Annotated in this window: 23 protein-coding genes; 11 read left to right on the top strand and 12 right to left on the bottom strand. The window is 52.0% G+C overall.

Annotated features, from left to right (window positions below):
* Nucleotides 1-44 precede the first annotated feature (44 nt).
* Nucleotides 45-734: an esterase gene (gene ypfH, locus A6U95_RS25540; protein WP_065686527.1), complete on the top strand. Its 690-nt coding sequence runs from the start codon at nt 45-47 to the stop codon at nt 732-734.
* Between the two features lie 28 nt (nt 735-762).
* Here ypfH and A6U95_RS25535 read toward each other — a convergent pair whose 3' ends face one another.
* From A6U95_RS25535 to A6U95_RS25520, 4 genes are read right to left on the bottom strand one after another with little or no spacing between them, the layout of a single operon-like run.
* Complete coding sequence (locus A6U95_RS25535; RefSeq protein WP_021178743.1) at nt 763-948, bottom strand: YpfN family protein; 186 nt, start codon at nt 946-948, stop codon at nt 763-765.
* Nucleotides 949-950: 2 nt separating this feature from the next.
* Nucleotides 951-1,625 (bottom strand): M15 family metallopeptidase, encoded by a 675-nt coding sequence (locus A6U95_RS25530; protein WP_065686526.1) that lies wholly within the window; start codon nt 1,623-1,625, stop codon nt 951-953.
* Nucleotides 1,622-2,749, bottom strand: coding sequence for a succinyl-diaminopimelate desuccinylase (gene dapE / locus A6U95_RS25525; RefSeq protein WP_065686525.1), 1,128 nt, complete (start codon nt 2,747-2,749; stop codon nt 1,622-1,624). Before dapE ends, A6U95_RS25530 begins: the two co-directional genes overlap by 4 nt.
* Nucleotides 2,746-3,132: an ArsC family reductase gene (locus A6U95_RS25520; protein WP_024484524.1), complete on the bottom strand. Its 387-nt coding sequence runs from the start codon at nt 3,130-3,132 to the stop codon at nt 2,746-2,748. Before A6U95_RS25520 ends, dapE begins: the two co-directional genes overlap by 4 nt.
* Nucleotides 3,133-3,594: 462 nt before the next feature.
* Here A6U95_RS25520 and A6U95_RS25515 point away from each other — a divergent pair, with 462 nt between their 5' ends.
* A complete protein-coding gene (locus A6U95_RS25515) occupies nt 3,595-4,008 on the top strand; it encodes a hypothetical protein (RefSeq protein ID WP_024527075.1) in 414 nt (137 codons plus the stop codon).
* A 9-nt stretch (nt 4,009-4,017) separates the two neighbouring features.
* On the opposite strand, the gene A6U95_RS25510 is transcribed toward A6U95_RS25515, so the two are convergent.
* From A6U95_RS25510 to A6U95_RS25490, 4 genes are all read right to left on the bottom strand, one after another.
* A complete protein-coding gene (locus A6U95_RS25510; RefSeq protein WP_065686524.1) occupies nt 4,018-4,860 on the bottom strand; it encodes a DUF4225 domain-containing protein in 843 nt (280 codons plus the stop codon).
* A gap of 2 nt (nt 4,861-4,862) precedes the next feature.
* Entirely contained in the window at nt 4,863-5,342 is a 480-nt protein-coding gene (locus A6U95_RS25505) for an Hcp family type VI secretion system effector (protein WP_024484521.1), read from the bottom strand.
* Between the two features lie 1,127 nt (nt 5,343-6,469).
* A complete protein-coding gene (locus A6U95_RS25495; RefSeq protein WP_065686695.1) occupies nt 6,470-6,901 on the bottom strand; it encodes a GNAT family N-acetyltransferase in 432 nt (143 codons plus the stop codon).
* A 10-nt stretch (nt 6,902-6,911) separates the two neighbouring features.
* Nucleotides 6,912-7,391: a tetratricopeptide repeat protein gene (locus A6U95_RS25490; protein ID WP_065686522.1), complete on the bottom strand. Its 480-nt coding sequence runs from the start codon at nt 7,389-7,391 to the stop codon at nt 6,912-6,914.
* 220 nt (nt 7,392-7,611) lie between these two features.
* On the opposite strand from A6U95_RS25490, the gene A6U95_RS25485 reads away from it, so the two are divergent.
* Nucleotides 7,612-8,877 (top strand): MASE1 domain-containing protein, encoded by a 1,266-nt coding sequence (locus A6U95_RS25485; protein ID WP_065686521.1) that lies wholly within the window; start codon nt 7,612-7,614, stop codon nt 8,875-8,877.
* A gap of 38 nt (nt 8,878-8,915) precedes the next feature.
* A complete protein-coding gene (locus A6U95_RS25480) occupies nt 8,916-10,235 on the top strand; it encodes a peptidase (protein ID WP_065686520.1) in 1,320 nt (439 codons plus the stop codon).
* Between the two features lie 112 nt (nt 10,236-10,347).
* Here the strand turns inward: A6U95_RS25480 and A6U95_RS30935 are convergent, their stop codons facing one another.
* Both A6U95_RS30935 and acrD read right to left on the bottom strand, forming a co-directional pair.
* Entirely contained in the window at nt 10,348-10,560 is a 213-nt protein-coding gene (locus tag A6U95_RS30935; protein WP_139102464.1) for a DUF4762 family protein, read from the bottom strand.
* A gap of 544 nt (nt 10,561-11,104) precedes the next feature.
* A complete protein-coding gene (gene acrD, locus A6U95_RS25475; RefSeq protein ID WP_065686519.1) occupies nt 11,105-14,233 on the bottom strand; it encodes a multidrug efflux RND transporter permease AcrD in 3,129 nt (1,042 codons plus the stop codon).
* A 287-nt stretch (nt 14,234-14,520) separates the two neighbouring features.
* Here acrD and A6U95_RS25470 point away from each other — a divergent pair, with 287 nt between their 5' ends.
* On the top strand, nt 14,521-14,799 hold the full coding sequence (locus A6U95_RS25470) for a helix-turn-helix domain-containing protein (RefSeq protein WP_065686518.1): 279 nt from the start codon (nt 14,521-14,523) through the stop codon (nt 14,797-14,799).
* A 26-nt stretch (nt 14,800-14,825) separates the two neighbouring features.
* Here the strand turns inward: A6U95_RS25470 and narP are convergent, their stop codons facing one another.
* Nucleotides 14,826-15,458, bottom strand: a complete 633-nt coding sequence (gene narP, locus A6U95_RS25465; protein WP_024484513.1) for a nitrate/nitrite response regulator protein NarP — start codon at nt 15,456-15,458, stop codon at nt 14,826-14,828.
* Nucleotides 15,459-15,583: 125 nt separating this feature from the next.
* Nucleotides 15,584-17,266 (bottom strand): nitrate/nitrite two-component system sensor histidine kinase NarQ, encoded by a 1,683-nt coding sequence (gene narQ / locus A6U95_RS25460; RefSeq protein ID WP_065686517.1) that lies wholly within the window; start codon nt 17,264-17,266, stop codon nt 15,584-15,586.
* A 360-nt stretch (nt 17,267-17,626) separates the two neighbouring features.
* On the opposite strand from narQ, the gene napF reads away from it, so the two are divergent.
* From napF to napB, 6 genes are read left to right on the top strand one after another with little or no spacing between them, the layout of a single operon-like run.
* Entirely contained in the window at nt 17,627-18,124 is a 498-nt protein-coding gene (gene napF, locus A6U95_RS25455) for a ferredoxin-type protein NapF (protein WP_021807093.1), read from the top strand.
* The gene (napD, locus tag A6U95_RS25450; protein WP_166735081.1) at nt 18,111-18,377 is read left to right on the top strand and encodes a chaperone NapD; all 267 of its coding nucleotides are present in this window, start codon (nt 18,111-18,113) and stop codon (nt 18,375-18,377) included. Before napF ends, napD begins: the two co-directional genes overlap by 14 nt.
* The gene (napA, locus tag A6U95_RS25445) at nt 18,374-20,860 is read left to right on the top strand and encodes a nitrate reductase catalytic subunit NapA (RefSeq protein WP_065686516.1); all 2,487 of its coding nucleotides are present in this window, start codon (nt 18,374-18,376) and stop codon (nt 20,858-20,860) included. Before napD ends, napA begins: the two co-directional genes overlap by 4 nt.
* 10 nt (nt 20,861-20,870) lie before the next feature.
* The gene (gene napG / locus A6U95_RS25440; protein ID WP_021807091.1) at nt 20,871-21,623 is read left to right on the top strand and encodes a ferredoxin-type protein NapG; all 753 of its coding nucleotides are present in this window, start codon (nt 20,871-20,873) and stop codon (nt 21,621-21,623) included.
* Complete coding sequence (gene napH, locus A6U95_RS25435) at nt 21,623-22,531, top strand: quinol dehydrogenase ferredoxin subunit NapH (protein WP_065686515.1); 909 nt, start codon at nt 21,623-21,625, stop codon at nt 22,529-22,531. The genes napG and napH overlap by 1 nt, the downstream gene beginning before the upstream one ends.
* A complete protein-coding gene (gene napB, locus A6U95_RS25430) occupies nt 22,528-22,977 on the top strand; it encodes a nitrate reductase cytochrome c-type subunit (protein ID WP_021178725.1) in 450 nt (149 codons plus the stop codon). The genes napH and napB overlap by 4 nt, the downstream gene beginning before the upstream one ends.
* The last annotated feature ends 7 nt before the right edge of the window (nt 22,978-22,984 follow it).

The following is a 22,984-nucleotide window of genomic DNA, read 5'->3' as shown; positions in this document are numbered from 1 at the left end:
GTTGCCGGGTCAGTCCCGGATGTATCTAACCTGAGGAGTCCACTATGAAACACTCGCATTTTGTTGTCCAAAGCCCCGCAACACCGGCAGAGCAACTGATATTGCTGTTTCATGGCGTGGGGGATAACCCGGTGGCGATGGGGGAGATTGGCAGTTACTTCGCCAAAGATTTCCCACAGGCCTTGGTGGTGAGCATTGGTGGCCCATTCGCTTTTGGTAACGGTGAGGGTCGTCAATGGTTCTCGGTTCAGGGGATCACCGAAGACAACCGCGCGCAGCGTATTGCCGAAGTGATGCCAACCTTTGTTGAAACCGTGCGCTACTGGCAGCAACACAGCGGCGTGAGCTACGCGGGCACCGCGCTGGTTGGTTTTTCGCAGGGTTCGATTATGGCTCTGGAAGGGTTGAAAGCCGAAGCCAAACTGGCCGGGCGGGTAGTGGCCTTCAGCGGCCGTTTTGCCCAGTTACCGCAAGCCGATTTTGGTGACAGCGTGGTACACCTGATCCATGGTGAGACGGACGGCGTTATTGCTGCGGAATATGCGCAAGCGGCTGAGGCTCAGTTACAGGCCGTTGGCGCAGACGTGACGTTGGATATTGAGCCAGGCGTCGGGCATGCAATCAGCTCGGGCATGATGAATGCTGCTCTGGAGCGTTTGCATTACTACGTGCCACAGCGCTATTGGGAAGAGGCGATGTTTGGTAAACGGGGCGATCTGATCGCCTTTAAATAAACAGCAGGGCGCTATGTGCGCCCTGAGGTTATGGCTTTTTCGGCCAGTCGTCTTCGTCGTCCCACTTGGCGTTGTTATCGCGGTGGGGCGGCAATTCAGGCTTGTTAGCCAGAAATTTTCGATGATCCAGGCGGCGTAACTCCTTGATCCCGCTAATGATAATGCCTGCCAATATCACCAGGATTATCCACCAGTAGTCAGCTAACCAATGCATGTTTACACCTTTCCTTCAGGGCGAACAAAACGCGAGAATATCGCGGGCAGATGGCTTGCGAGCCAAGATGCGCCAGCAACGTCCTTATCTCGCCAGGCCGCCAGCAGCAGCTTGGGCGTCAGTAAATGCTCGGCCTCCTGCGCCAACGGGCGATAACTTAAATGCCAGGGTTCCATCGCCACTCCACCTTGATCGGCGGTAAACGGGCGATAGAAACCAAACTCGGCCATATGTGCAGTCAACCAGAGATTTAGCGGATGGAAATAACCACCAGCTTCATATTCCCACGGCTCCAACTGTAACTTTTTCCCAACTGGCAACAGCGACGGATCGTAAACATCCAGATCGCTGCCCCAGTGATGACGGCTGGCACCCGGCAGGGCCGACCACCGCAAAATGGCTTCGCAACGCTCGGCGGTGGACAATGGCTGGATATCCATCGGCTGGCTATTGTGATCTAATACTGGCCGCTCTCCGCAGAACTTACCATTCCAGATCGCCAGTTGCCGGTCGAAATCGCGAAAGGTGCTGGCCGGTTGCAGATCGAAGCCTGCCGCTTTAGCCGCCTGTTGCATGGCCTGAAAGGCCACCACCGCAGCGGGTTGCAGCCGATGATTACCGCTCAGCACGGCGAGATGCTCCGTCGAGCGCCCGGTGAGCATTTCTGCGCTGATCATGCGACCAGTTGCTCCATGATACGCTGATACATGCGGCTCAGTAACTGCAGATCGGCCGCATGTACGCATTCATTCACTTTATGGATGGTGGCGTTGACCGGCCCCAGCTCAACCACCTGTGCTCCCATCTGGGCGATAAAGCGGCCATCAGAGGTACCGCCGGTAGTCAGCAATTGCGGAGTGAGCTCGGCATAGTGTTCCACCGCATTCACTACGGCATCTACCAAGGCACCGCGTGAAGTTAGGAAAGGTTGGCCAGACAGCCACCAATCGATGCTGTAATTCAAGTTATGGCGATCCAGCAGTTCCTGCACCCGCTGCTTGATCAGGGTGTCGGTCAGTTCGGTGCTGAAGCGGAAGTTGAACTGCACGAACATTTCACCGGGGATCACGTTGTTGCTGCCAGTGCCAGCCTGCACGTTGGCAATCTGCATGCTGGTTGGCGGGAAGAATTCGTTACCCTGATCCCACTCAATGGTGACCAATTCGTTTAACGCAGGCATAGCCCGGTGAACCGGATTATCCGCCAGATGCGGATAGGCGACGTGCCCTTGAACGCCATGGATACGCAGATTGGCGGTGATCGAGCCACGGCGGCCATTTTTCACCACGTCTCCGACCCGCTCGGTGCTTGAAGGTTCGCCGACCAGGCAATAATCAAGGCGTTCATTGCGAGCCATCAGGGCTTCGACCACCTTCACGGTGCCATGAGTGGCGCTGGCCTCTTCGTCTGAGGTGATCAGAAACGCCAGGCGGCCCTGATGGTTGGGGTTGGCGGCAACGAAGCGTTCTGCGGCCACCACCATGGCGGCCAGGGAACCTTTCATATCGGCGGCTCCGCGACCATAAAGCATGCCGTCGCGGATGACAGGCTCAAACGGCGGGTTATCCCAATTTTTCTCGTCGCCGGTTGGCACCACATCGGTGTGGCCAGCAAATGCCAGCGTGCTGCCCTGGCCGCGCCAGGCCCAAAAGTTTTGCGTATCGCCAAAGTTCATCGGTTCGACGGTAAAGCCGATCGCTTTCAGGCGGGCGATCATCAGCTCCTGACAGCCTTCGTCATGCGGGCTGAGGGAAGGGCGCTTGATAAGCTGTTGCGCCAGTTCGATAACAGGGCAGATCATGAGTTAACCTCGGTAATAAATTGCTGATAGCTTTCGCTGCTGAAGCCTAGCAGGGCATGTCCTTTACCATCGTCCAGCAAGGGGCGTTTGATCATGGCCGGTTGCTCCAGCATCAGGGCGATGGCGGCATCGGCATTGTCGCAGGCATTGCGCTGGGCTTCATCCAGTTTACGCCAGGTGGTTCCACGGGTATTCAACAATGGTTCCCAGCCCAGGCGCGCGACAAAATCACGCAACAGCTGCTCGTCCAAGCCGTCTGCGCGGTAGTCGTGGAATTGGTAAGCCACTCCCTGTTCTTCCAGCCAGCGGCGGGCTTTTTTGATGGTGTCACAATTTTTGATGCCGAACATGGTCAGCGAGGTGTGCTGCGGTTTGTCTGTCATGGCGTAAAAGCTACCTTTTAATCGTCAAAATCTGTACTGAGTGGCACAAGAGTAGATCACTAACTTATACCGCACGGTGATAGCACAGATAATGCGGGAAAACGGGGTATAGATCCAGACAACGATGTGCTCATCATTGACAGAGAGAGGTTTGTATTTAAAGGCCAATACATACAGAATACGTCTGGTTTAGGCAAGTTTTTACTCGTTTGTTAGAGTGAAAGGTAAAGCTCCACTCAGTACTTATTACTGAATTGTTCGACCTGTATCGCAGTTAGCTAAAGTTACAGTATGGTACAGGTTTTTATACTGATACTATGTGGTTATTGTACATAAATGACTATTATGATGAATGCTTATTTCTAAAAAAACATAATTGAAACTTTAGGTTTTGCTTGTTATATAGCAATCAATTAAGTTAGAATAATAGAATGCCAGTCACAATAAGATAGCAATAATACTATGAAAATCAATGAATTAATTTTGAAGAATGGATTCACTTACCAAGAGCTACTAAAATTAAAAAATCAGTATAGGGATAAAAAGAATGAAACCTATGGGAAAGGAGTAAAAACAACTGATGATGAATCATTAAAAAACTACATTCTGCTAGTTTCAGAGCTATGCGGTGGAAATATGATATTTCTTTCCTCTGTTTTTTTTGTGATGATGTTTGGAGCTTACTTCTTTAGTGATGATATAAAGCAGGCTATCTTCTATTTAGTATTGTTCGTTATTTTTATTTTGTTTTATATCTGGATTAATAGCAGAGGAATGAAGCTAAGTCTCTTGCTAACAGCAAAATTGATTAGACTTCGATTCCGTATGTTCTTATATCGAGTGTCACCGCCAAAAGTAGAATACGTTGATAAATGAATTTTGTTATTATTCATCATTCAGTTCGTATGTACCATCAAAAAATAGAATCTTTGCTTTAACAACGGATGTACCTACCATGACAATTCTCATTGGAGTACCTTTACCATCCCACTTGGGTCTATAATCAGGTTTGAGATTTCTGAACATCATGCCGGTACCAGGCTTTTCAAACAACGCACTTGTTGCGAGTCTATCACCATGGTTCTTCAAAACTAAGCCGCGATACCCTGCATATGCAGTGATAGTGAAATCAACTGCACTATAAGCTAAGTCACCATATTTTTGGTTCAAACCGACTAATCCGGCTCCATTTCTATAGATATCTCTGAGAAAACCAGAGTCTTTATGCTCATGTTCATATATGATAGGGGATATTGACTCATATGCGTTGTTAAGACCATGAGCAAATAATATAACACCATAGCCTTTCAGTTTTCTTGAATGAAGCTTGCGACCAAGATTGGCCATCAATGCACCACCCACAGCTTGACCAGTACCGGTGGCGACTCCCCAACCTATTTTCGCATATTTGATAACTCCCTGATCTTCGTATATGTCAGTAATGAGGTATTTTGTATAATTACCTTGTCTTAAAATCTGATATTCTTGACTGGCCAACTCACTTTCAGCACGCATTTCATAAATTAATCTCATGCGTTCATTGATATCAAATGTATTCTTAAATCTACGATTGATGTTATTTATAAACTCCTCAACTTCCCTGAGGTATTCTCTTCTTGTCTGATAGTCGGGCATAAAGTAAGCAGAGGCTAAAGTAGCAATACGTCTTAGGTCCACAGCATGTCTATCTAAGTCATACTTTAAATGAGCTATTGCAGTCGTACCCATAATTAATACACCCTATCATCCCAGATACTATAAGCACTTGTTCCTGCCATAACATGTTCCCAAGTGATAGATTCATATTTGATGGAAATACTTTCATCAGATTGAACCTCATTATGCGTTAATGAGTTAGGGCTAAACATTCTGATTTCAGTTAACGTCGCTCCCGTTAGTTTTATCTTAAAGAAAATTTCCAGCCCACCAGATGCATTCATTCTGTAAAAGACAAACTCACAGGTTAAACGTTCATTCTGGTTCATTGCCAAGGCTAGGAGTGGAGTGGCTTTATCTATGGGTTTTCTGATTTGCAACGGGTGGAGTTGCACGTTACTCTCACGGGTCATAAGATTGAGCAATTCGAGGATGAAGATCTGATCTTCATGTCCTTTTTGATACTTATTGCCTATTGAATCCGGAGTTGAGCACCCCGCAGAGATCAGCCCTTGCTTGTCACCCTGGATGGTTCCGTAAATTATATTAGCCATGTAAATCCCTTACATTAAGTATAGAAAAATTTATAATACATAGGATCTGATTTTAAATCCAGTATCTAAAGCATGCTATGTATTCGTCGCGCAATTAAATTGGCGCGAATACATTCATGGGGTGTATTGATTGGGTGGGGGAGTTATCGTTTATAACAGTATTGCCTCAGGCTTCAGTGGTATGGGGGAAGTTATTTAGTGTAGGATCTCAGAGCGATAAATCTGTCTTTGAGGCCTCGCCAGTACAGCTACACCATAAAGATTTAGCACTAAACTTTACATAAATAAGCTTATAATTTATTTTAATTCATTAATTAACCAAAGCTGTATTAGAAATGAAATCTATTAGTAGAAAAACTAAAACGACGAGTAGATTGCTGCTGGAGTCAGGTTTTACCCGGCATGAAATCAAGCAGGCAAAAGCCAATGCTAAAATCTTCAACCTTGATTTTATCTATTCGGTAAGGGATGTAGGGAAAAGGACATTCAGGACGAGCGTTACTTTAACTGTGATATTAACAATCTTCACGATTGGTACCACGCTTAAAAATGGTGCCCCAGCATTAGGGATTATTATTTTCATGTTTCTTATGTTAATCATTCCATCATATTATATAACACCAATGAGGTTCTATATTAAATCGATGTGGTTTTTCATTAAGGAGAAAATGCTAAACGTCAATGTGAGCTAGGCATTGAAACTGATATAAGCTGTAAGAAAGTAAGTTGATAGTTTTTCTCTGACATTCTATCTGGTATTGCTCTAACGAGTCGCTGTAGTTTCGGCCATCATCCAGATAGTATGGCTTTATCGTTACCGTGCGCAAGATATAGGTTCCGCTAGTGCCGGTACTTTTTGCTATTCTCTTGGCGTCCATCAAAACAAGGCTACGATCGGAATCCCATCGACGTATTGCCATTGCGAACCTTTCACTTCAGGTGGGATGGAGGAGGCACTGCATTAGTAATGCTTAATATTACCAATGGTAGCAGAATGAAAAACTTCATCGCGTGATCCTTATGCTCAGTCATTTTCATGCTATCGATTTGAGGGTGGTGTTTAATATCGTTACTCATGCTATCCATACGCCAGGCTTATTAGGAGTCACTATTTAGCTGTTTGATGTTCAACGCATATACCCGCTATTTTGTAACCGCTCCAGCGCGCTTCCATCGGCATACACCATACCGGTAGTCAGATCGTGGAAGCCATATCGCTTATAAAATGCCAATTTGTCCGGCACCGAATAAATAAACACTTTACCTAACGGGGCCAGATCTTGCATGACGCGATCCATCAACTGCTGACCATAACCTTGCCCTTGAAAGTGCGGATGGATGGCGACATCGGCCAGATAAGCTACCGAGGTCATGTCACTGATGGCGTGAGCGGTGGCCATCAGCTCTCCCTCAATAAAGCCCCAATAGCAGAATTGGCTATTTTGGTACACCTTCTGTAAGACCTGCGTATCACGCTCACCCAGCCCGGCAGCGGCCAGCAACTCGCCTAACTGTTGCCAGTCGATATGACATTTACGCGGATCGGTGATGATCTCCATAATTTTCCCCTCAGCCAATACGATCCAAATCCGCAGCATATTGCTGGATAGCACGCTGGTAGCTGCTGATTTCCGTATGCGCAGAGGTCTCAGCCAACAGGATCAGCAGATCCGCCACCGCCTGTTTGGTTTCCCCCAGATTGTAGAGCGTCATGGCGCGGAAGAGCGTGATCTCTTTGGCCTGCGGGAACTCGTTTAGCCCGTCGTCGAAAGCGGCTAGCGATTTCTGATATTCCCCCAATGCGCGATAGGTGCTACCCAGACCCAACCAGGCTTCCTGGCGTAACTGTGCAGGCAGGCCGTGCTGCAAGGCGGCGAGATAGCAGGGGATCGCCTGCTGCTCAAAGCCCTGCACATCATAAAGGCACGCCAGCTGGTAATGCAGCGAGCCATCCAACGGTGCCTGTTGCAGCATCTGTTGGGCCAGCTCAGTGGCTTCCGGGTAGCGGCCTTGCTGTTTCAACTGCTCGATGGTGATACTCGAAGACATGATTTTCCCTTTCAACGGTGTTTTGCTAAATCCTGTAGCAACGTTACTCCTTCACTATTCATCCGCAAAGAAATATATACTTGGATAGATCTCCGATGAGTTTGAAATAGTACGTTCACATCATGCTGATGTAGAATGTCCTATAGTTAATCAGGCTTTTCTTGACGGCAACACGTGATATTTTTCACAAAATGCCTGCGTGCATATCAGTGAGTAAAAAATGACACCCCACGTACCATCGTATGTTCGACAACTTTTCACCCTGCTGCTGTGGGGGATAATCTATTACCTCGCCGGATTGATCTCATTAAAATTTGACGACCCTAACTCGCCGATCGCAATCGTGTGGTTTCCCTCTGGTGTTGCGGTTGCCGCCTTTCTTTTGTCCCGCTGGCGTAGTTATTTAACCCTGTTCGTCATTTTGACGTTGGCGAGCTTGTTGTTGACGGAGGGCTGGCAGCACAAACCATTGATATCACTGATCGATGCCCTGCTATCCATGCCAGCCAACGTAGCGGTCGCCTGGGCCGTTCGACGCTTTGCACGGCTTAATGACGATCTCCATACTATTTTAATCTGTATCACTGCAACCTTGGTCTTCAGCGGGCTGGATGCGTTAATTATTGGTGGGGGTTATGCCCTAATCCACCAGCAGCCTTTGTTCAGCTTGTTCTGGCAGAACTTTATCGCTGATGTTACCGGCATTATCTTTGCCACAACCGTTATTATGGGGTTTGTCAATCGGCGCTTGGAACCTGCCAGTTGCAATCTGCAAACGGGCCTTCTGGGTGGGGCACTTTGGCTGCTGCTGTGTGTTTCGATCTGGTTTATCTTTGGTTACCCCCTTCTCTGGTTGCAACACAATGCAGCTGCGCTTTACTTTGCCTTGGCATGCCTCCCCATTATTCTGGCGATTATGCTTTCTGTGGCCTGGGGAAATCGCGGGGGCTCTCTCGCGCTTATCACTCTTGGGTTGGGAGTGATTTACTATACCAATCATCAGCATGGGCCCTTTTTTCTAAAGGGCTTACATCTCAATGAGTCTCTGTTATTAGCCTTGAGCTACCTTTCCGCGACGGCGTTGTTGATCGTGTTTATCAGGGTGTTGAAGCACTCGACCAACAGTTTTAACCCAGATACCGGCCGGATAACCGGCAAGGGGGTGATTTATAGCCTCAATCCGCGGACCGGGATTTTGCACTGGGAAGATGAGCTCGGTAGTTTGTTTGAGCAGCAGGTTCCCAGCAAGCTAGACACCATGGATGACGTCATGCAATGGGTTCATCCGCATGATCAAGGCAAGCTGCGTGACCATTGGCTCCTCAATGATAGCCCTCAGCCCCGTCCCCCGTTGGTATTCCGTATCCAGATGCCAAAGGGCGAGTGGTTGACGTTGGTGGATAACAGCTGCGTCCTGCTGGATGAGGAAGAACAGAGCATTATTGTCGGCAACTGGCAAGCAAGCCATTATCACCAGGACAGTTAAATGAACCTATTATTTGCATATTGCGGAGAGTTGCAGCAGTGATCCAGATTGCCCTGTTATTATTCGGCGTTGATTTTGTGCGCTCCAAAGCCAAATTTTTGGGCGTAATCGGGATTATCTGGGGGCTTATGGGGATCGGTATCTTTATCGATGGCCTTGATGGCGTGCTCTATTTTCCCTTACAGGTTTTTGGTGCCCTGATGCTTCTGGAGAGCCTGGTCACGTTGAGTATTGCCTCCAGCGGGGTTGGGGCGCAGAAAGCGGTGCTTTATTTCAAGGGCGGGATCTTTTGTGTTGTCGCACTGCTGATCCTGGCGAACAAACCCTACAGTAATTTGCTACTGGCAATCATATTCGGTTTCTCCTATTTCGTTATTGGCTTGTTTATGATCGCTTCTGCCTGGATCGTGCGGTTTCCGCGCTGGAAGAATGCGCTGGTCAGCGGCATTGCTCAGATACTGTTCGCCATGCTCATATTTAGCCCCTATCCGGTGCATTACAAGGCCACCATATCGTTTTTCCTGGGCACATTGATGGTTGTCAGTGGCATCAATATCCTGCAATTAGCCAGGCGGGCCAACCTTTTAAGGGACGGCACCTCGGTGTTTGAATTGTTGGTACCTACTGAGATATTTTACGTCTTTGGAAAGAAATCGGCGGCTCGGCCAGCCGAGGTGGTTGCCCCCAGCATTGATTTTAAACAGCCTTTAACCGTCCATATCTGGACCCCGGAAGGAACGGCGAGTGCGACCCCAATCCCCCGGCCAGTCATTAATCGCTATATCGCGGCAGTGGATGCTCAAGGGGTTATCTCCACCGGACATGCTGCATTGGAACTGGTACCGAGCATCTATATCAGCCTGTATCCAGCGGCAGATATCGATCGTTCTCCTTCAGAGTTTCTCAATGTGTTGAAGGCGACGCGAGAAAATGACGTGCCCGGCACTTTCCAGCCGGACTATGTTACCGAGGCGGCCAACTGGTGCGATTCGAATCGGCAGATCCAGTTTCACCGTTATAACAGCTCGGCGCTGCTACGTTTTTGGAGCGGCTATCAGCTGACTAAAATCTACAATCTGACGTCGCGTAACTGCTCCAGTAGTGTTGCCTATGCCTTGGAAGCCTCATTGGATGGTGTGCTTGCCAAACAGAGTAAAAGCTGGCTGGGCACATTACGTATTTTGACCATGCCGGAACTGTGGATTGCCGCGCAGGTACGCAGAAGGGCACTCTCAATGGCCTGGACACCAGGGCTGGTGATGGATTACGCCCGAGCGCTGCGACATATTGTTCACCCCGTGCCTCAGCCATGGTATCAGCGTATTCTCAAGCGCAGGCAACCGGAAAAAGAGGGATAGCGACACGTCATGATTACTTTAAATCAATAATCACTCACGCATTTTTGGGTAAGGCTGAACGTTGAACATCCGGTGTCTATAAAAAGACGCCGGATAAATTAACGGATGTTAATTATCGCCCACAGAATGAAGCGGCGACTCTGTTAAAGTGGATTTGCGGGTTACCTAATTTGTCATCACCAGGTATATTGCATTCATCCCTCTTCATACAGACATAGTTGCCGCTGCCATCGTCATTTCTTATCCATAAGTAGCGTGTGTTACCACACACCAAATGATTACCGCCAATAACATTGGCCGCCTTTTTATGAGTTATTTTTTTCATGGGTTCCAGCCTTATTTCATATTAATGAAATGTTAGGATAGCTATCTAAGGTGCAATTTCAAGCCATACATAAAGGAGTGTATCAATAACAGGATGATGCAGGTGACTATATTGGAATGATCTTGTTTGTAGCACATTAAAATTGTCGTGTTGATTGTGTAGGATAAATTCAACTTTACGTAGGTATCCGCTACCCCGTAAACCTTCCAGAACGCTAAAGAAAGGGTAGGTTTTTGATTAATCTGGAAATATGCTCCACTCCTGGATTTTCTTGACTGGCATCGTTCCCAAAAGGCTTCACTTGGTCAAAAAACCGGCGTAGAATCCCTGCGTCCAATAAACGGAGGTAGTCAGTATTATGGTTGATCGTGAGTTAACAAATTGGAAAGACTTTATTGATGAGATGTTAGGTAACTAACACCATGTAGGGTTTAAAGCTTGAATAAGGCTAATTGGTTTGTTTTTATTTAAAGCACCTAGGGTAACAATATTAAGTCTTTAGCAAAGCAGCCTCGGTTTCCCGAAGCTGCTTTTTTTACGTCTGCTATTGGCTATCGTGATGGTGAGGCAGCGCTTTACCAGGGAAGCGGCGGCGTACCAATACGAAGAACAGCGGGACAAAGAAAATCGCCAGAACGGTGGCGGAAATCATACCGCCCATCACCCCGGTGCCTACCGCATGCTGGCTGCCAGAACCTGCACCGGAACTGATGGCCATTGGCAGAACGCCGAAGATAAACGCCAGTGAGGTCATCAGGATAGGGCGCAAGCGTAGGCGAGAAGCTTCCAGCGTTGCCGCCATCAAATCCTGGCCTTTATTGTTCAGCTCGCTGGCAAATTCCACGATCAGGATAGCGTTCTTGGCCGACAGCCCGATAATCGTCAACAGTCCCACCTGGAAGTACACATCGTTTTCCAGCCCTCGTAGCCAAGTGGCCGTAACGGCGCCGATCACCCCCAGCGGCACTACCAACATGACCGAGAACGGGATCGACCAGCTTTCATACAGGGCAGCCAGGCACAGGAATACCACCAACAGCGAGATGGCATACAGCGCCGGTGCCTGTGAACCGGACAGGCGTTCCTGGTAGGACATTGCGGTCCATTCGAGGCCGAAACCGGTCGGTAGCTGGCTGACGAGTTTTTCCATTTCATCCATCGCGGTACCGGTGCTGACGCCCGAGGCGGCCTCGCCCACGATTTCTACCGTGGAGTTACCGTTGTAGCGTTCCAGACGCGGTGAACCATATTCCCAATGGGAAGTCGCAAAGGCGGAGAAGGGCACCATCCCACCGCTGTTGTTACGCACGTACCACTTGTTGATGTCCTCTGGCAGCATGCGGAAGGGCGCTCCGGCCTGAACGTACACTTTCTTCACTCGCCCGCGGTCTAAAAAGTCGTTGACGTAGGTAGAGCCCCAGGCGGTTGACAAGGTGCTGTTGATATCGTCGATCGACACGCCCAGTGCCTGTGCCTTGCGCTGATCGATGTCGATCTGCAACTGCGGGCTGTCATCGAGGCCATTATGGCGCACGCGCGATAGCTGCGGGTTTTTCCCAGCCAACTGCAGCAATTGATCGCGAGCCTCCATCAGTTTGCTATGCCCCAGCCCGGCGTGGTCTTCCAACTGCATATCGAAGCCCGAAGAGTTCCCCAGCCCGGTGATCGCTGGCGGGCTGCTGGCGATCACGCGCGCTTCGTTGATATTGCTAAAGGCCTTGGTGGCACGCTCGATGATATCGAACGAACTATTGGCTCCCGAACTGCGTAGATCCCAGTCCTTCAGGCGCAAGAACAGGCGTGCGACGTTCTGACCGTTGCCGCCTGGCCCGGCACCGATGGTGGAGAACACCGACAGCACGTCGGCTTTCTCTTTGGTCAGGAAGTAGTGCTCGACCTTTTCCACCACCTTGGTGGTTTGCTGAAGTGTGGAGCCTGCAGGCAACTGCACCTGTACGGTGAACACGCCACGATCTTCCTGCGGCAGGAACGAGGTCGGCAGTTTGATAAACAGCACTGCCATACCGGCCAGCAGTAACAGGTAGATCACCATGTAGCGGACACTGTGATGCAGCACGCGCGCTACCCCACGTTCATAGCGTTCGGTGTTGCGGTTGAACATGCGGTTAAACCAGCCGAAGAAACCGCGCTTGCCGTGATGATGGCCTTTGGCGATCGGCTGGAGAATAGTGGCGCACAGGGCCGGGGTGAGGATCATGGCGACCAGCACCGAAAGTACCATTGCGGAAACGATAGTGATCGAGAACTGGCGATAAATGGCGCCGGTGGTGCCGCCGAAGAAGGCCATGGGAATAAATACCGCCGAAAGCACCATGGCTATCCCCACCAGCGCGCCCTGGATCTGCCCCATGGATTTACGGGTGGCGTCCCTGGGTGAGAGACCTTCCTCGCTCATCACGCGTTCCACGTTTTCCACCACCACGATGGCGTCATCAACCAGTAGGCCGATCGCCAGCACCATGGCAAACATCGTCAGGGTGTTAATGCTGTAGCCAAAGGCCGAAAGGATGGCAAAGGTGCCCAACAGCACCACCGGAACGGCGATAGTGGGAATTAACGTGGCGCGGAAGTTCTGCAAGAACAGGTACATGACTAAAAATACCAGCAAAATGGCTTCCAGCAGGGTTTTTACCACGTCATGGATCGACGCCTGCACGAACGGTGTCGTCTCATAGGCGATCTTGGCTTCCAGCCCGTGCGGGAAATATTGTGAAAGCTCGGCAATCTTGGCTTTCACCAACTGGTCGGTTTGCAATTCGTTGGCACCGGAAGCCAGCTTGATGTTCATCCCGGCGGCCTGCAGGCCGTTGTAACGGCTGAGGTAGTTATAGTTTTCCCCGCCCAATTCCACCGTGGCAACGTCACCGAGGGTGACCAGGGAACCGTCCCGATTGACGCGCAGCGTTATCTCGCGGAACTGCTCCGGCGTTTGCAACTGGGATTGAGCATTGATGGTGGCGTTTAGCGCCTGCTGATCCACAGAAGGGGAGCCGCCCAACTGGCCCACTGCCACCTGGGTGTTCTGTGAACTGATGGCGTTGACTACATCCTGAGTGGTGAGCTGGTAGCTGGTGAGCTTGTTCGGATCCAGCCAGATACGCATGGCGTATTGTGAACCGTAAACATCCATGCTGCCCACGCCGTTAATACGGCTGAGCGGGTCTTGCAGGTTGGAGACGATGTAGTCCGCGATGTCCTGCTTATCCATGCTGCCATCGTTGGAGACAAAGGCCACCATCATCAGCGTGGTATCGCCCGATTTTGACACCGTTACGCCTTGTTGCTGTACTGCCTGTGGCAACCGCTTGATGGCGGCCTGCAGCTTGTTTTGTACTTGTTGCATTGCCTCGTTGGGATCGGTGCCTGCATCAAAGGTCAGCGTAACCGAGGCCTGGCCGGTATTGGTGCTCTGGGACGACATATACATCATGTTGTCGAGGCCGGTCATGTTCTGTTCGATAATCTGGGTAACGGTATTTTCCAGCGTTTGTGCTGATGCCCCCGGATAGGAGGCGCTGATACGCACGTTTGGCGGAGCGAGGTTCGGATATTGTTCGACAGGCAGAGAAAAAATCGCCAACGTCCCCGTCAGGCAAAGAATAATTGCCAGAACCCAGGCAAAAATCGGGCGATCAATAAAAAAGTTGGCCATGCGGCATGAACCTCGTTGTGACTTATTCTATTTTTGACTGCATCAGTTATGCTTACGCCTGGCGCTGACTGGTGGCCGGGCTGTCGCAGGATTTGATTGTACCCAAAGGTGCCACTGCACTTTACTCGTCAAGCGCAGATAAAGCGTGGAGAAAAAAAGGAGATAATGTAAATAACAGTAGTAGAAATCTACAGTTACACATTGCACCACCACGAAATGCGTCATTATGGCGATTTTATGGCGTTACGGTGAAATAATCAGGACGTTTTCCTCAGCAGGAGTTAAGCATGGAAATTAACCCGGTATTTGCTCGTCGTCTTTATCTGTGTTGGCTGATCAGCAGCAATGAGCGCCCTAACGTTCCGCGCCTGATGGAACTGACCGGTTGGCCGCGCCGTACGTTGCAGGATGTACTCAAAGCTTTGCCAGGCCTGGGCCTGGAGTTGCACTTTGTGCAGCAGGGGAAGCGTAATAACGATGGCTATTACCAGTTGGCAAACTGGGGCCCGCTAAGCCAAAGCTGGATTAATCAGCATCATGAGATGCTGCTGGCGGCCATTGGTTGAATGTTCCCCGGCGTGCCGGGGAAGCATTACTGGCTTTTCGCTTCCAGATACATCACGGTTGCTGCCACGCGCGAACGCACGTTGAGCTTGCGCAGCATATTGCGGATGTGCACTTTCACCGTCTCTTCAGAAATATGCAACTGCGCCGCGACCTGCTTGTTTGACATACCGCGCGCCACTTCCTGCAAGACATCCAGTTCACGCTCGGTCAGAGCGGCAAAGGGATCGTGTTGCTCGCTGCGAGACGAGAGATAGTCCGCGACCGCATCGCTAATCACGTTCTGGCCCTCGGCGGCCTGGCGAATATGCTCCAGCAACTGTTCTGGCTCGCTGTCTTTCAGCAGGTAGCCGTCGGCGCCAGCATCGATCAGCGCATAGACGTCGCTGCGGGAGTCGGAAACGGTCAGCACGATAATGCGTGCATCTACCCCTTCATCGCGCAGTGCTTTCAGCGTATCCAGCCCGGAAAGACCCTTCATGTTCAGATCGAGCAGGATCACGTCTGGCGTGAACTGAGCCGCCAGGGCGATCGCCTCAGCACCGCCGCTGGCTTCTGCCACCACGGTGAAAGTAGGATCTAGCCCCAGCAACTGTTTGATACCACGGCGCATCAACGGGTGATCGTCCACGATCATTACTCGGTAATTTTTCATCACAATAAAACTTGCTCCCTGTAGCGAGTAAAGCCACTGCGTACTGCCGGCAGTAAAGCTGACTCTTAAAATATAGTAGTAATTAGCATTGTCGCTCGGCTCGAATGGCCGCCGTGCAATGCTGTTAGCCCTTAGGGCGGGAAGCTAAGACAGACCTCCGTGCCCCCGGCATTGCCACGCCTGATATGTAACGTACCGTTCAGGCGCGATGCGCGTTCGCTCATAATGGTTAGCCCGTAATGGCCTTCCGGTTCATCCAGGCTGTCGATGCCGCAGCCGTCGTCACAAATGGTGATCTCGTTGTCGCCGCTGGCGGAGACTTCGCAATGGATCACAATTTCCTGTGCATCGGCGTGTTTGATGGCATTAAGCACGGCTTCACGCACGATCTGTAGCGCATGAACCTGTTGTTGGGCATTCAACGCCTGTGAGGCTAACCGACAGTGTAACTGAATCCGTGCGCTGGTCAGCAGTTTTAATGGTTCCAATACCTGCTGCAACGCGGCGTTCAGATCGGCATCCTGAATGCTCAACCGGAAGGTGGCCAGCAGTTCGCGCAATTGGCGATAGGCATCCGCCAGCGCCCGATCAAAATCATCAATGATCTCATCTGCCTGCGATGAATGACCGGTCAGAGTACGTTTGAGCAACGTAAGCTGGATGCGCAGGAAAGTGAGGGCCTGGGCTAACGAATCGTGTAGTTCACGGGCAATGGTGGCGCGTTCCTCCATCAGCAGGAACTGCATATGCTGCTTTTGTGCGCGGTTAAAGTAAACCCCGCGGCTGAGCATATTGGTCACGCTTTGCATCAGGTGCGGGTGGGGCGGCTGTTGCTCATGTTGCCAGCTCAGGCTACCCAAGGGTTTGTTGTCTTGCATAATCACCTGTGAATGCCAGGCCAGCTCCGCCACGGGTTCGCCACTGCTGACCTGCCATTGGCTGAGGCTGTCTTCCACATTGAGCCGGATACAATGTAATTGTTCGCTCAGCTTGATGATATGCAGGACCTTCTCAAACGCCCGCTGATCCAACTGCCCAACGCTCAGCGCCTGAGAGCAGCTGTAGAGCACCTCCAGCGTGCGGTTGGCCTGCTGTAGCCGCTCGGTTTTTTCCTGCACCTTCTGTTCCAGTGACTGGTAGAGCTTCGCCAATTCGCCAGACATGGTGGTGAAGGTCTGCGACAGGACGCCCAGTTCATTTGGCAATGAAACGTCGAGCGGCGGATGATTAAAATCACGTTGTTGCATACGCAGGCTGGCGTCCACCAGACGTTTGAGTGGAGTGACCACTTGGCGGCGCATAAAGCGGATGCAGAACAGCACTAGGGCAATGATGGCGATGTAGCCCATCACGCTGATCGTCGCTACGATGGTCAGCTTTTGTTCAGAGTAGCGCTGCAAAGCCAAGACAAAATGATCGATCTGATTGACATAGCTGGCCACGTTAGCCTGATAGTTTTCCGGGTTTCCGGCCAGGATCTGTTTTTCCAGTACCAGCCAGGCTTGGCGCAGCGTCAGGTATTTTTGCCGCACATCGTCAGGCACATAAAATCGATCGAGTTTAAGCAGGGCCGGAGCCATCAGCGACTGCTGATACTGTACCAGGTGCTGCTGCACTTCAGCGGAACCGTTAGTGAGCTCATACGCCAACCGGTAGCTCTGCATGCGCAACGATCCCGCGATATTGATCGCTTCGGCATCTTGCAGGCTGCCGGCCACGGTGGTCAGTGCCAGTCCGGTGGACAGCACGGAAAGGATCACGATAGCTATCAGCGCCTTCGCCAGGCTGCCTGTCACTGAGCGTTTTACGAGCAATTAAGCGTCCTTATGGTTATTGGCCGGAGTGTTATGCGCCGTCAAATTATAACTTTTGCTGGCAAAAAGCATGGCGATTTTGAGCAAACGGCCGATTTACCGCCAAAACCAATCTTCGCTATATAATCAAGTAAATAGCGATTGGGCGGCCTACCGTTGGCAAAATGCCCTATATCGGCTATCAGTGATTGATCTGGCGCAAGTAATACCTACTTTTACCTATTTAGGGTGATTATCTACCCCCTCCGATAAGCCTATTTTATCCTTGCCTCTTACCCGAGGTGCGAGACAAACAATAATAAAGTCACACTAAATAATTTTTACACGCGCGCGTGTTGCCAACTTTGAAGGATAACCCGAATGGCCGAATTGTCGCGACGCAGATTGCTCAGCGGACAATGGCGTCATCAAACTGATGCGATCCGTCCCCCGTGGTCGCGTGAAGCCCCTCTCTTCCTTGCGGGTTGTACCCGGTGTCAGGCCTGCGTTAACGCCTGCGAAACCGGTGTATTGATCAGCGGCAGTGGCGGTTATCCCGAAATCGATTTCCAACGCGCGGAATGTACCTTTTGCCGACAATGCGCAGATGCCTGCGAAGCCCCACTGTTTTACCCACCCCAGCACCAACCCTGGCAACAAGTGGCGTCGTTTTCGGCCGTTTGCCTGGCGATGCAGGGGGTAGAATGTCGCAGCTGTCAGGACAGTTGTGAAACGCAGGCAATCCGTTTTCGGCCACGGTTAGGCGGTATAGCCCAACCGGCGCTCGAGGCGGCGGCGTGTAATGGTTGTGGTGCCTGCGTTGCCGGCTGCCCGACCTCGGCGATTGCAATAACCCGGAGTGAAAATAATGAGCAGTGAATGGCACGTAAGCGGGTTGATGGTGCAGGCCCGGCCTGACAAATTCCCGGCGCTGATCTCGGCATTGCTGGCAATCCCTGATACGGAAATTCCGGCACAGGATCAACAGCAGGGCAAGCTGGTCGTCGTTATGCAAGCAGCACGCTCCCAGGCGTTGCTGGAAAAAATTGAGTCGGCGCGCAATCTGGAAGGCGTGTTGGCAGTGTCGCTGGTTTATCACCAGCAGGATGAGCAAGGTGAGGTAATGCCATGAAACTCAGTCGTCGAGACTTCATGAAAGCGAACGCTGCCGCGGCTGCTGCCGCAGCTGCCGGGCTGACGATCCCAACGGTCGCCCAAGCCGTGGTCGGCAGCGGTGACGAAATCAAATGGGACAAAGCACCTTGCCGTTTCTGCGGCACTGGGTGTGGTGTTCTGGTCGGTACCCAAAATGGCCGGGTCGTGGCTTCGCAGGGCGATCCGGATGCTCCGGTTAACCGGGGTTTAAACTGTATTAAAGGCTACTTCCTGCCCAAGATCATGTATGGCAAGGATCGTCTGACACAGCCAATGCTGCGCATGAAGAACGGGCAGTATGACAAAGAAGGTGAGTTTACTCCCATCACTTGGGAAAAAGCCTTCGATGTGATGGAAGAAAAATTCAAAGGGGCACTGAAAGAAAAAGGGCCAGAGGCGGTAGGCATGTTCGGCTCCGGCCAGTGGACGGTATGGGAAGGCTATGCGGCCTCCAAACTGTTCAAAGCGGGTCTGCGTTCCAACAACCTCGATCCAAACGCTCGCCACTGCATGGCTTCTGCCGTGGTCGGCTTTATGCGCACCTTTGGCATGGATGAACCGATGGGCTGCTACGATGATATCGAGCAGGCCGACGCCTTCGTGCTGTGGGGCTCCAATATGGCGGAAATGCACCCGATCCTGTGGTCGCGCATTACCAACCGCCGCCTGGGCAACGACAAGGTCAACGTCTCGGTCCTTTCCACCTTTGAACACCGCAGCTTCGAGCTGGCGGATAACGGCATGGTGTTCACCCCGCAGACCGATCTGGCGATCATGAACTACATCGCCAACTATATTATTCAGAACAACGCGGTTGACCAGGATTTCCTCAAGCAGCACGTCAATATCCGCAAAGGGGTGACCGATATCGGTTACGGCCTGCGCCCAACCCACCCGTTGGAGAAAGCGGCGAAGAACCCAGGCAGCGATGCTTCGGAGCCGATGAGCTTCGAAGATTACAAAGCCTTTGTGGCGGAATACACGCTGGAAAAGACCGCCGAAATGAGCGGCGTGCCAAAAGACCAACTGGAAGCGCTGGCAAAACTGTATGCCGACCCAAATGTGAAGGTCGTGTCTTATTGGACGATGGGCTTCAACCAGCATACCCGTGGCGTCTGGGCTAATAACCTTTGCTACAACCTACACTTGCTGACCGGTAAGATCTCTAAGCCAGGCTGCGGGCCATTCTCGCTGACTGGCCAACCTTCCGCCTGCGGTACCGCGCGTGAAGTGGGGACGTTCTCCCACCGCCTGCCAGCAGATATGGTGGTGACCAATGAGAAACACCGCCAGATTGCCGAACAGAAATGGCAACTGCCAGCGGGCACCATCCCAGAAAAAGTCGGGTTGCACGCGGTTGCGCAAGACCGTGCGCTGAAAGACGGCAAGCTGAATGCTTACTGGGTGATGTGTAACAACAACATGCAGGCCGGGCCAAATATTAATGAAGAACGCATGCCAGGCTGGCGCGATCCGCGCAACTTTATCGTGGTTTCCGATCCGTACCCAACGGTGAGCGCATTGGCTGCCGACCTGATCCTGCCTACGGCGATGTGGGTAGAGAAAGAAGGGGCTTACGGTAACGCTGAGCGCCGCACTCAGTTCTGGCATCAGCAGGTGAAAGCACCGGGCGAGGCCAAGTCGGACCTGTGGCAGTTGGTGGAATTTGCCAAACGCTTCAAGGTGGAAGAAGTCTGGCCAGCGGAGCTGATTAACCAGAAGCCGGAATACCGTGGCAAAACCCTGTACGACGTGCTGTTCGTCAATGGTGAAGTGAACAAGTACAAGCTGGAAGAGATCCCGGCCGACCAGTTGAACGACGAGTCGCGCGAGTTCGGTTTCTACATCCAGAAAGGGCTGTTTGAAGAATATGCCGGGTTTGGCCGTGGCCATGGTCACGATCTGGCCGCCTTTGATATGTATCATAAGGCGCGCGGTTTACGCTGGCCTGTGGTGGATGGCAAGGAAACCTTGTGGCGTTACCGTGAAGGAACCGATCCTTACGTGAAGGCCGGTGAAAGCGTGCGCTTCTATGGCAAGCCAGACGGCAAAGCGGTGATCTTCGCACTGCCGTTCGAACCTGCGGCAGAAAGCCCGGATCAGGAATACGATCTGTGGTTGTCCACTGGCCGCGTGCTGGAACATTGGCACACCGGCTCGATGACGCGCCGGGTGCCAGAGTTGCACAGAGCCTTCCCAGAGGCGGTGCTGTTTATCCATCCGCTGGACGCCAAGAGCCGCAATCTACGCCGTGGCGACAAGGTGAAGGTACTGTCACGCCGTGGTGAAGTAGTGAGCATTGTCGAAACCCGTGGCCGTAACCGCCCGCCGAAAGGTCTGGTGTATATGCCATTCTTTGATGCCGCGCAGTTGGTCAATAACCTGACGCTGGACGCCACCGATCCGCTGTCGAAAGAGACCGACTACAAGAAGTGTGCGGTAAAACTGGAGAAGGTATAAGGCCAACGGAATGAGCCAGCAACGAGATAAAACACCGGCCCGGCGTCGCTTCCTGCGGGATGCGGCTCGCAGTGTGGCGGGATTGGCAGGGATAGGCGTACTGCTGGGGCTGCAACAAAAGCAGTCTCAGGCACGTGATGGCCTGGCCCTGCGGCCGCCAGGAGCACTGGCCGAGGGGGCGTTTGATAGCGCCTGCATTCGCTGTGGTCAGTGTGTGCAAGCCTGCCCGTACCAGACGCTGAAACTGGCGACGCTGTTGTCGCCGAGAGCGGCGGGAACGCCGTACTTTGTGGCGCGGGATATCCCTTGCGAGATGTGTGAAGACATCCCGTGTGTGGTGGCCTGCCCGAGCGGTGCGCTGGATCCGAACCTGACGGATATCGATCAGGCGCGGATGGGGCTGGCGGTGTTGCTGGATCATGAAAACTGTCTGAACTGGCAGGGGCTGCGTTGCGACGTGTGTTACCGCGTTTGCCCGCAGATCGACAAGGCCATCACCTTGGATCTGCAACATAACGAGCGTACCGGCAAGCACGCCATGTTTCTGCCGACGGTTCACAGCCAGGATTGTACCGGTTGTGGCAAGTGTGAGCAGGCTTGTGTGCTTGAGCAGGCGGCGATCAAGGTGTTACCGATGGAACTGGCGCGTGGCCAATTGGGTGAACACTATCGCTGGGGCTGGCAGGAAAAGCAGCGTGCAGGGCATTCACTGGTGCCGGAAGGCCTCACATTGCCGGCACGCGGCGTAAAGGGAGGTGAATGATGGCTAATCCAGTCGCTGAAGCCGGGCGTGATGCCCGTCTGCGCCATGGCTGGTTGCGTAGCAACCGCTTCCTGATCCTGCGCCGTTGCAGCCAACTGTTGATCCTGTTGATGTTTCTCTCGGGGCCGCTGTGGGGCATCTGGATCCTGCGGGGCAACTACAGCGCCAGCCTATTGGCGGAGACGGTTCCATTAACGGATCCGTTGATGATGCTGCAAAGCCTGTTGGCCGGGCATTGGCCAGCCTGGCTGGTATGGGTAGGCGCGGTAGTAGTGCTGATCTATGGCCTGATCGGTAATCGGGTGTTTTGCGGCTGGGTTTGCCCGGTTAACCCGGTGACCGATCTGGCGGCCCGGCTACGGCGCAAGTTAGGTTTGCGTCAATCGGCCAGCCTGCCTCGTTCCCTGCGCTATGGCATCTTGCTTGTCGTACTGGTTGGCAGTGCCGTGAGTGGCACGCTGCTCTGGGAATGGATTAATCCGGTTGCCCTGATGGGGCGCGGGTTGATCCACGGCAGTGGGGAGGGCGTGTTAGCTTGGCTGAAAGGGTTGGGTGCCGCATTTGGTGCAGGCATCTGGCTGATTGTGGCGCTGTTCCTGTTCGATCTGCTGGTGGTCGAACACGGCTGGTGTGGCCATCTTTGCCCAATGGGAGCGCTGTATGGCGTCATTGGTAGCCAGGGTATGGTGCAGATCAGCGCGGAGAAGCGTGACAACTGTACTCGCTGCATGGATTGTTTTCATGTTTGCCCAGAACCGCAGATCCTGCGTGAGCCGTTATTAGTAAAAAAAGGTACACCACGGGTTGCCAGTGATGCCTGTATTGCCTGCGGACGTTGTATCGACGTTTGTGCAGAAAACGTATTCGAAATTAAGAGCAAATTTCATTATTCGGGAGCCAAAAAATGACCAGCAATGTCCTGAAAAAGCAGCTTTCCCTGTGGGGCGCGCTGTTAACACTGGTAGTTGCCAGTGCCGCGTTTGCCGCCAGTGATGTCGATCTCAAGCAATCGCCAGAGGTTTCCGGCACGGCTGAAGGGCAGATCAAAATGCCCAAGCAGCAGGAAAAGATGGCGCTAAACTATGTCAACCAGCCGCCGATGATCCCGCACAGTGTCGACGGCTACCAGATTAGCAAAAACACTAACCGCTGCTTGCAGTGCCACGGCGTGGAGCACTATCGCACCACCGGCGCACCGCGTATCAGCCCGACACACTTTATGGACAGCGATGGCAAGGTGCTGGGTGAAGTCGCTCCACGCCGTTATTTCTGTCTGCAATGTCACGTACCACAAACCGATGCGGCACCTATCATCGGCAATGATTTCAAGCCTATGCAGGGCTTTGGGCACTAAGCGGGGG

Origin of the sequence: Serratia sp. 14-2641 (genome assembly GCF_001692375.1) — a bacterium.
Taxonomy (GTDB): domain Bacteria; phylum Pseudomonadota; class Gammaproteobacteria; order Enterobacterales; family Enterobacteriaceae; genus Chania; species Chania fonticola_C.
This window is presented reverse-complemented; position numbering and strand designations above follow the sequence as displayed.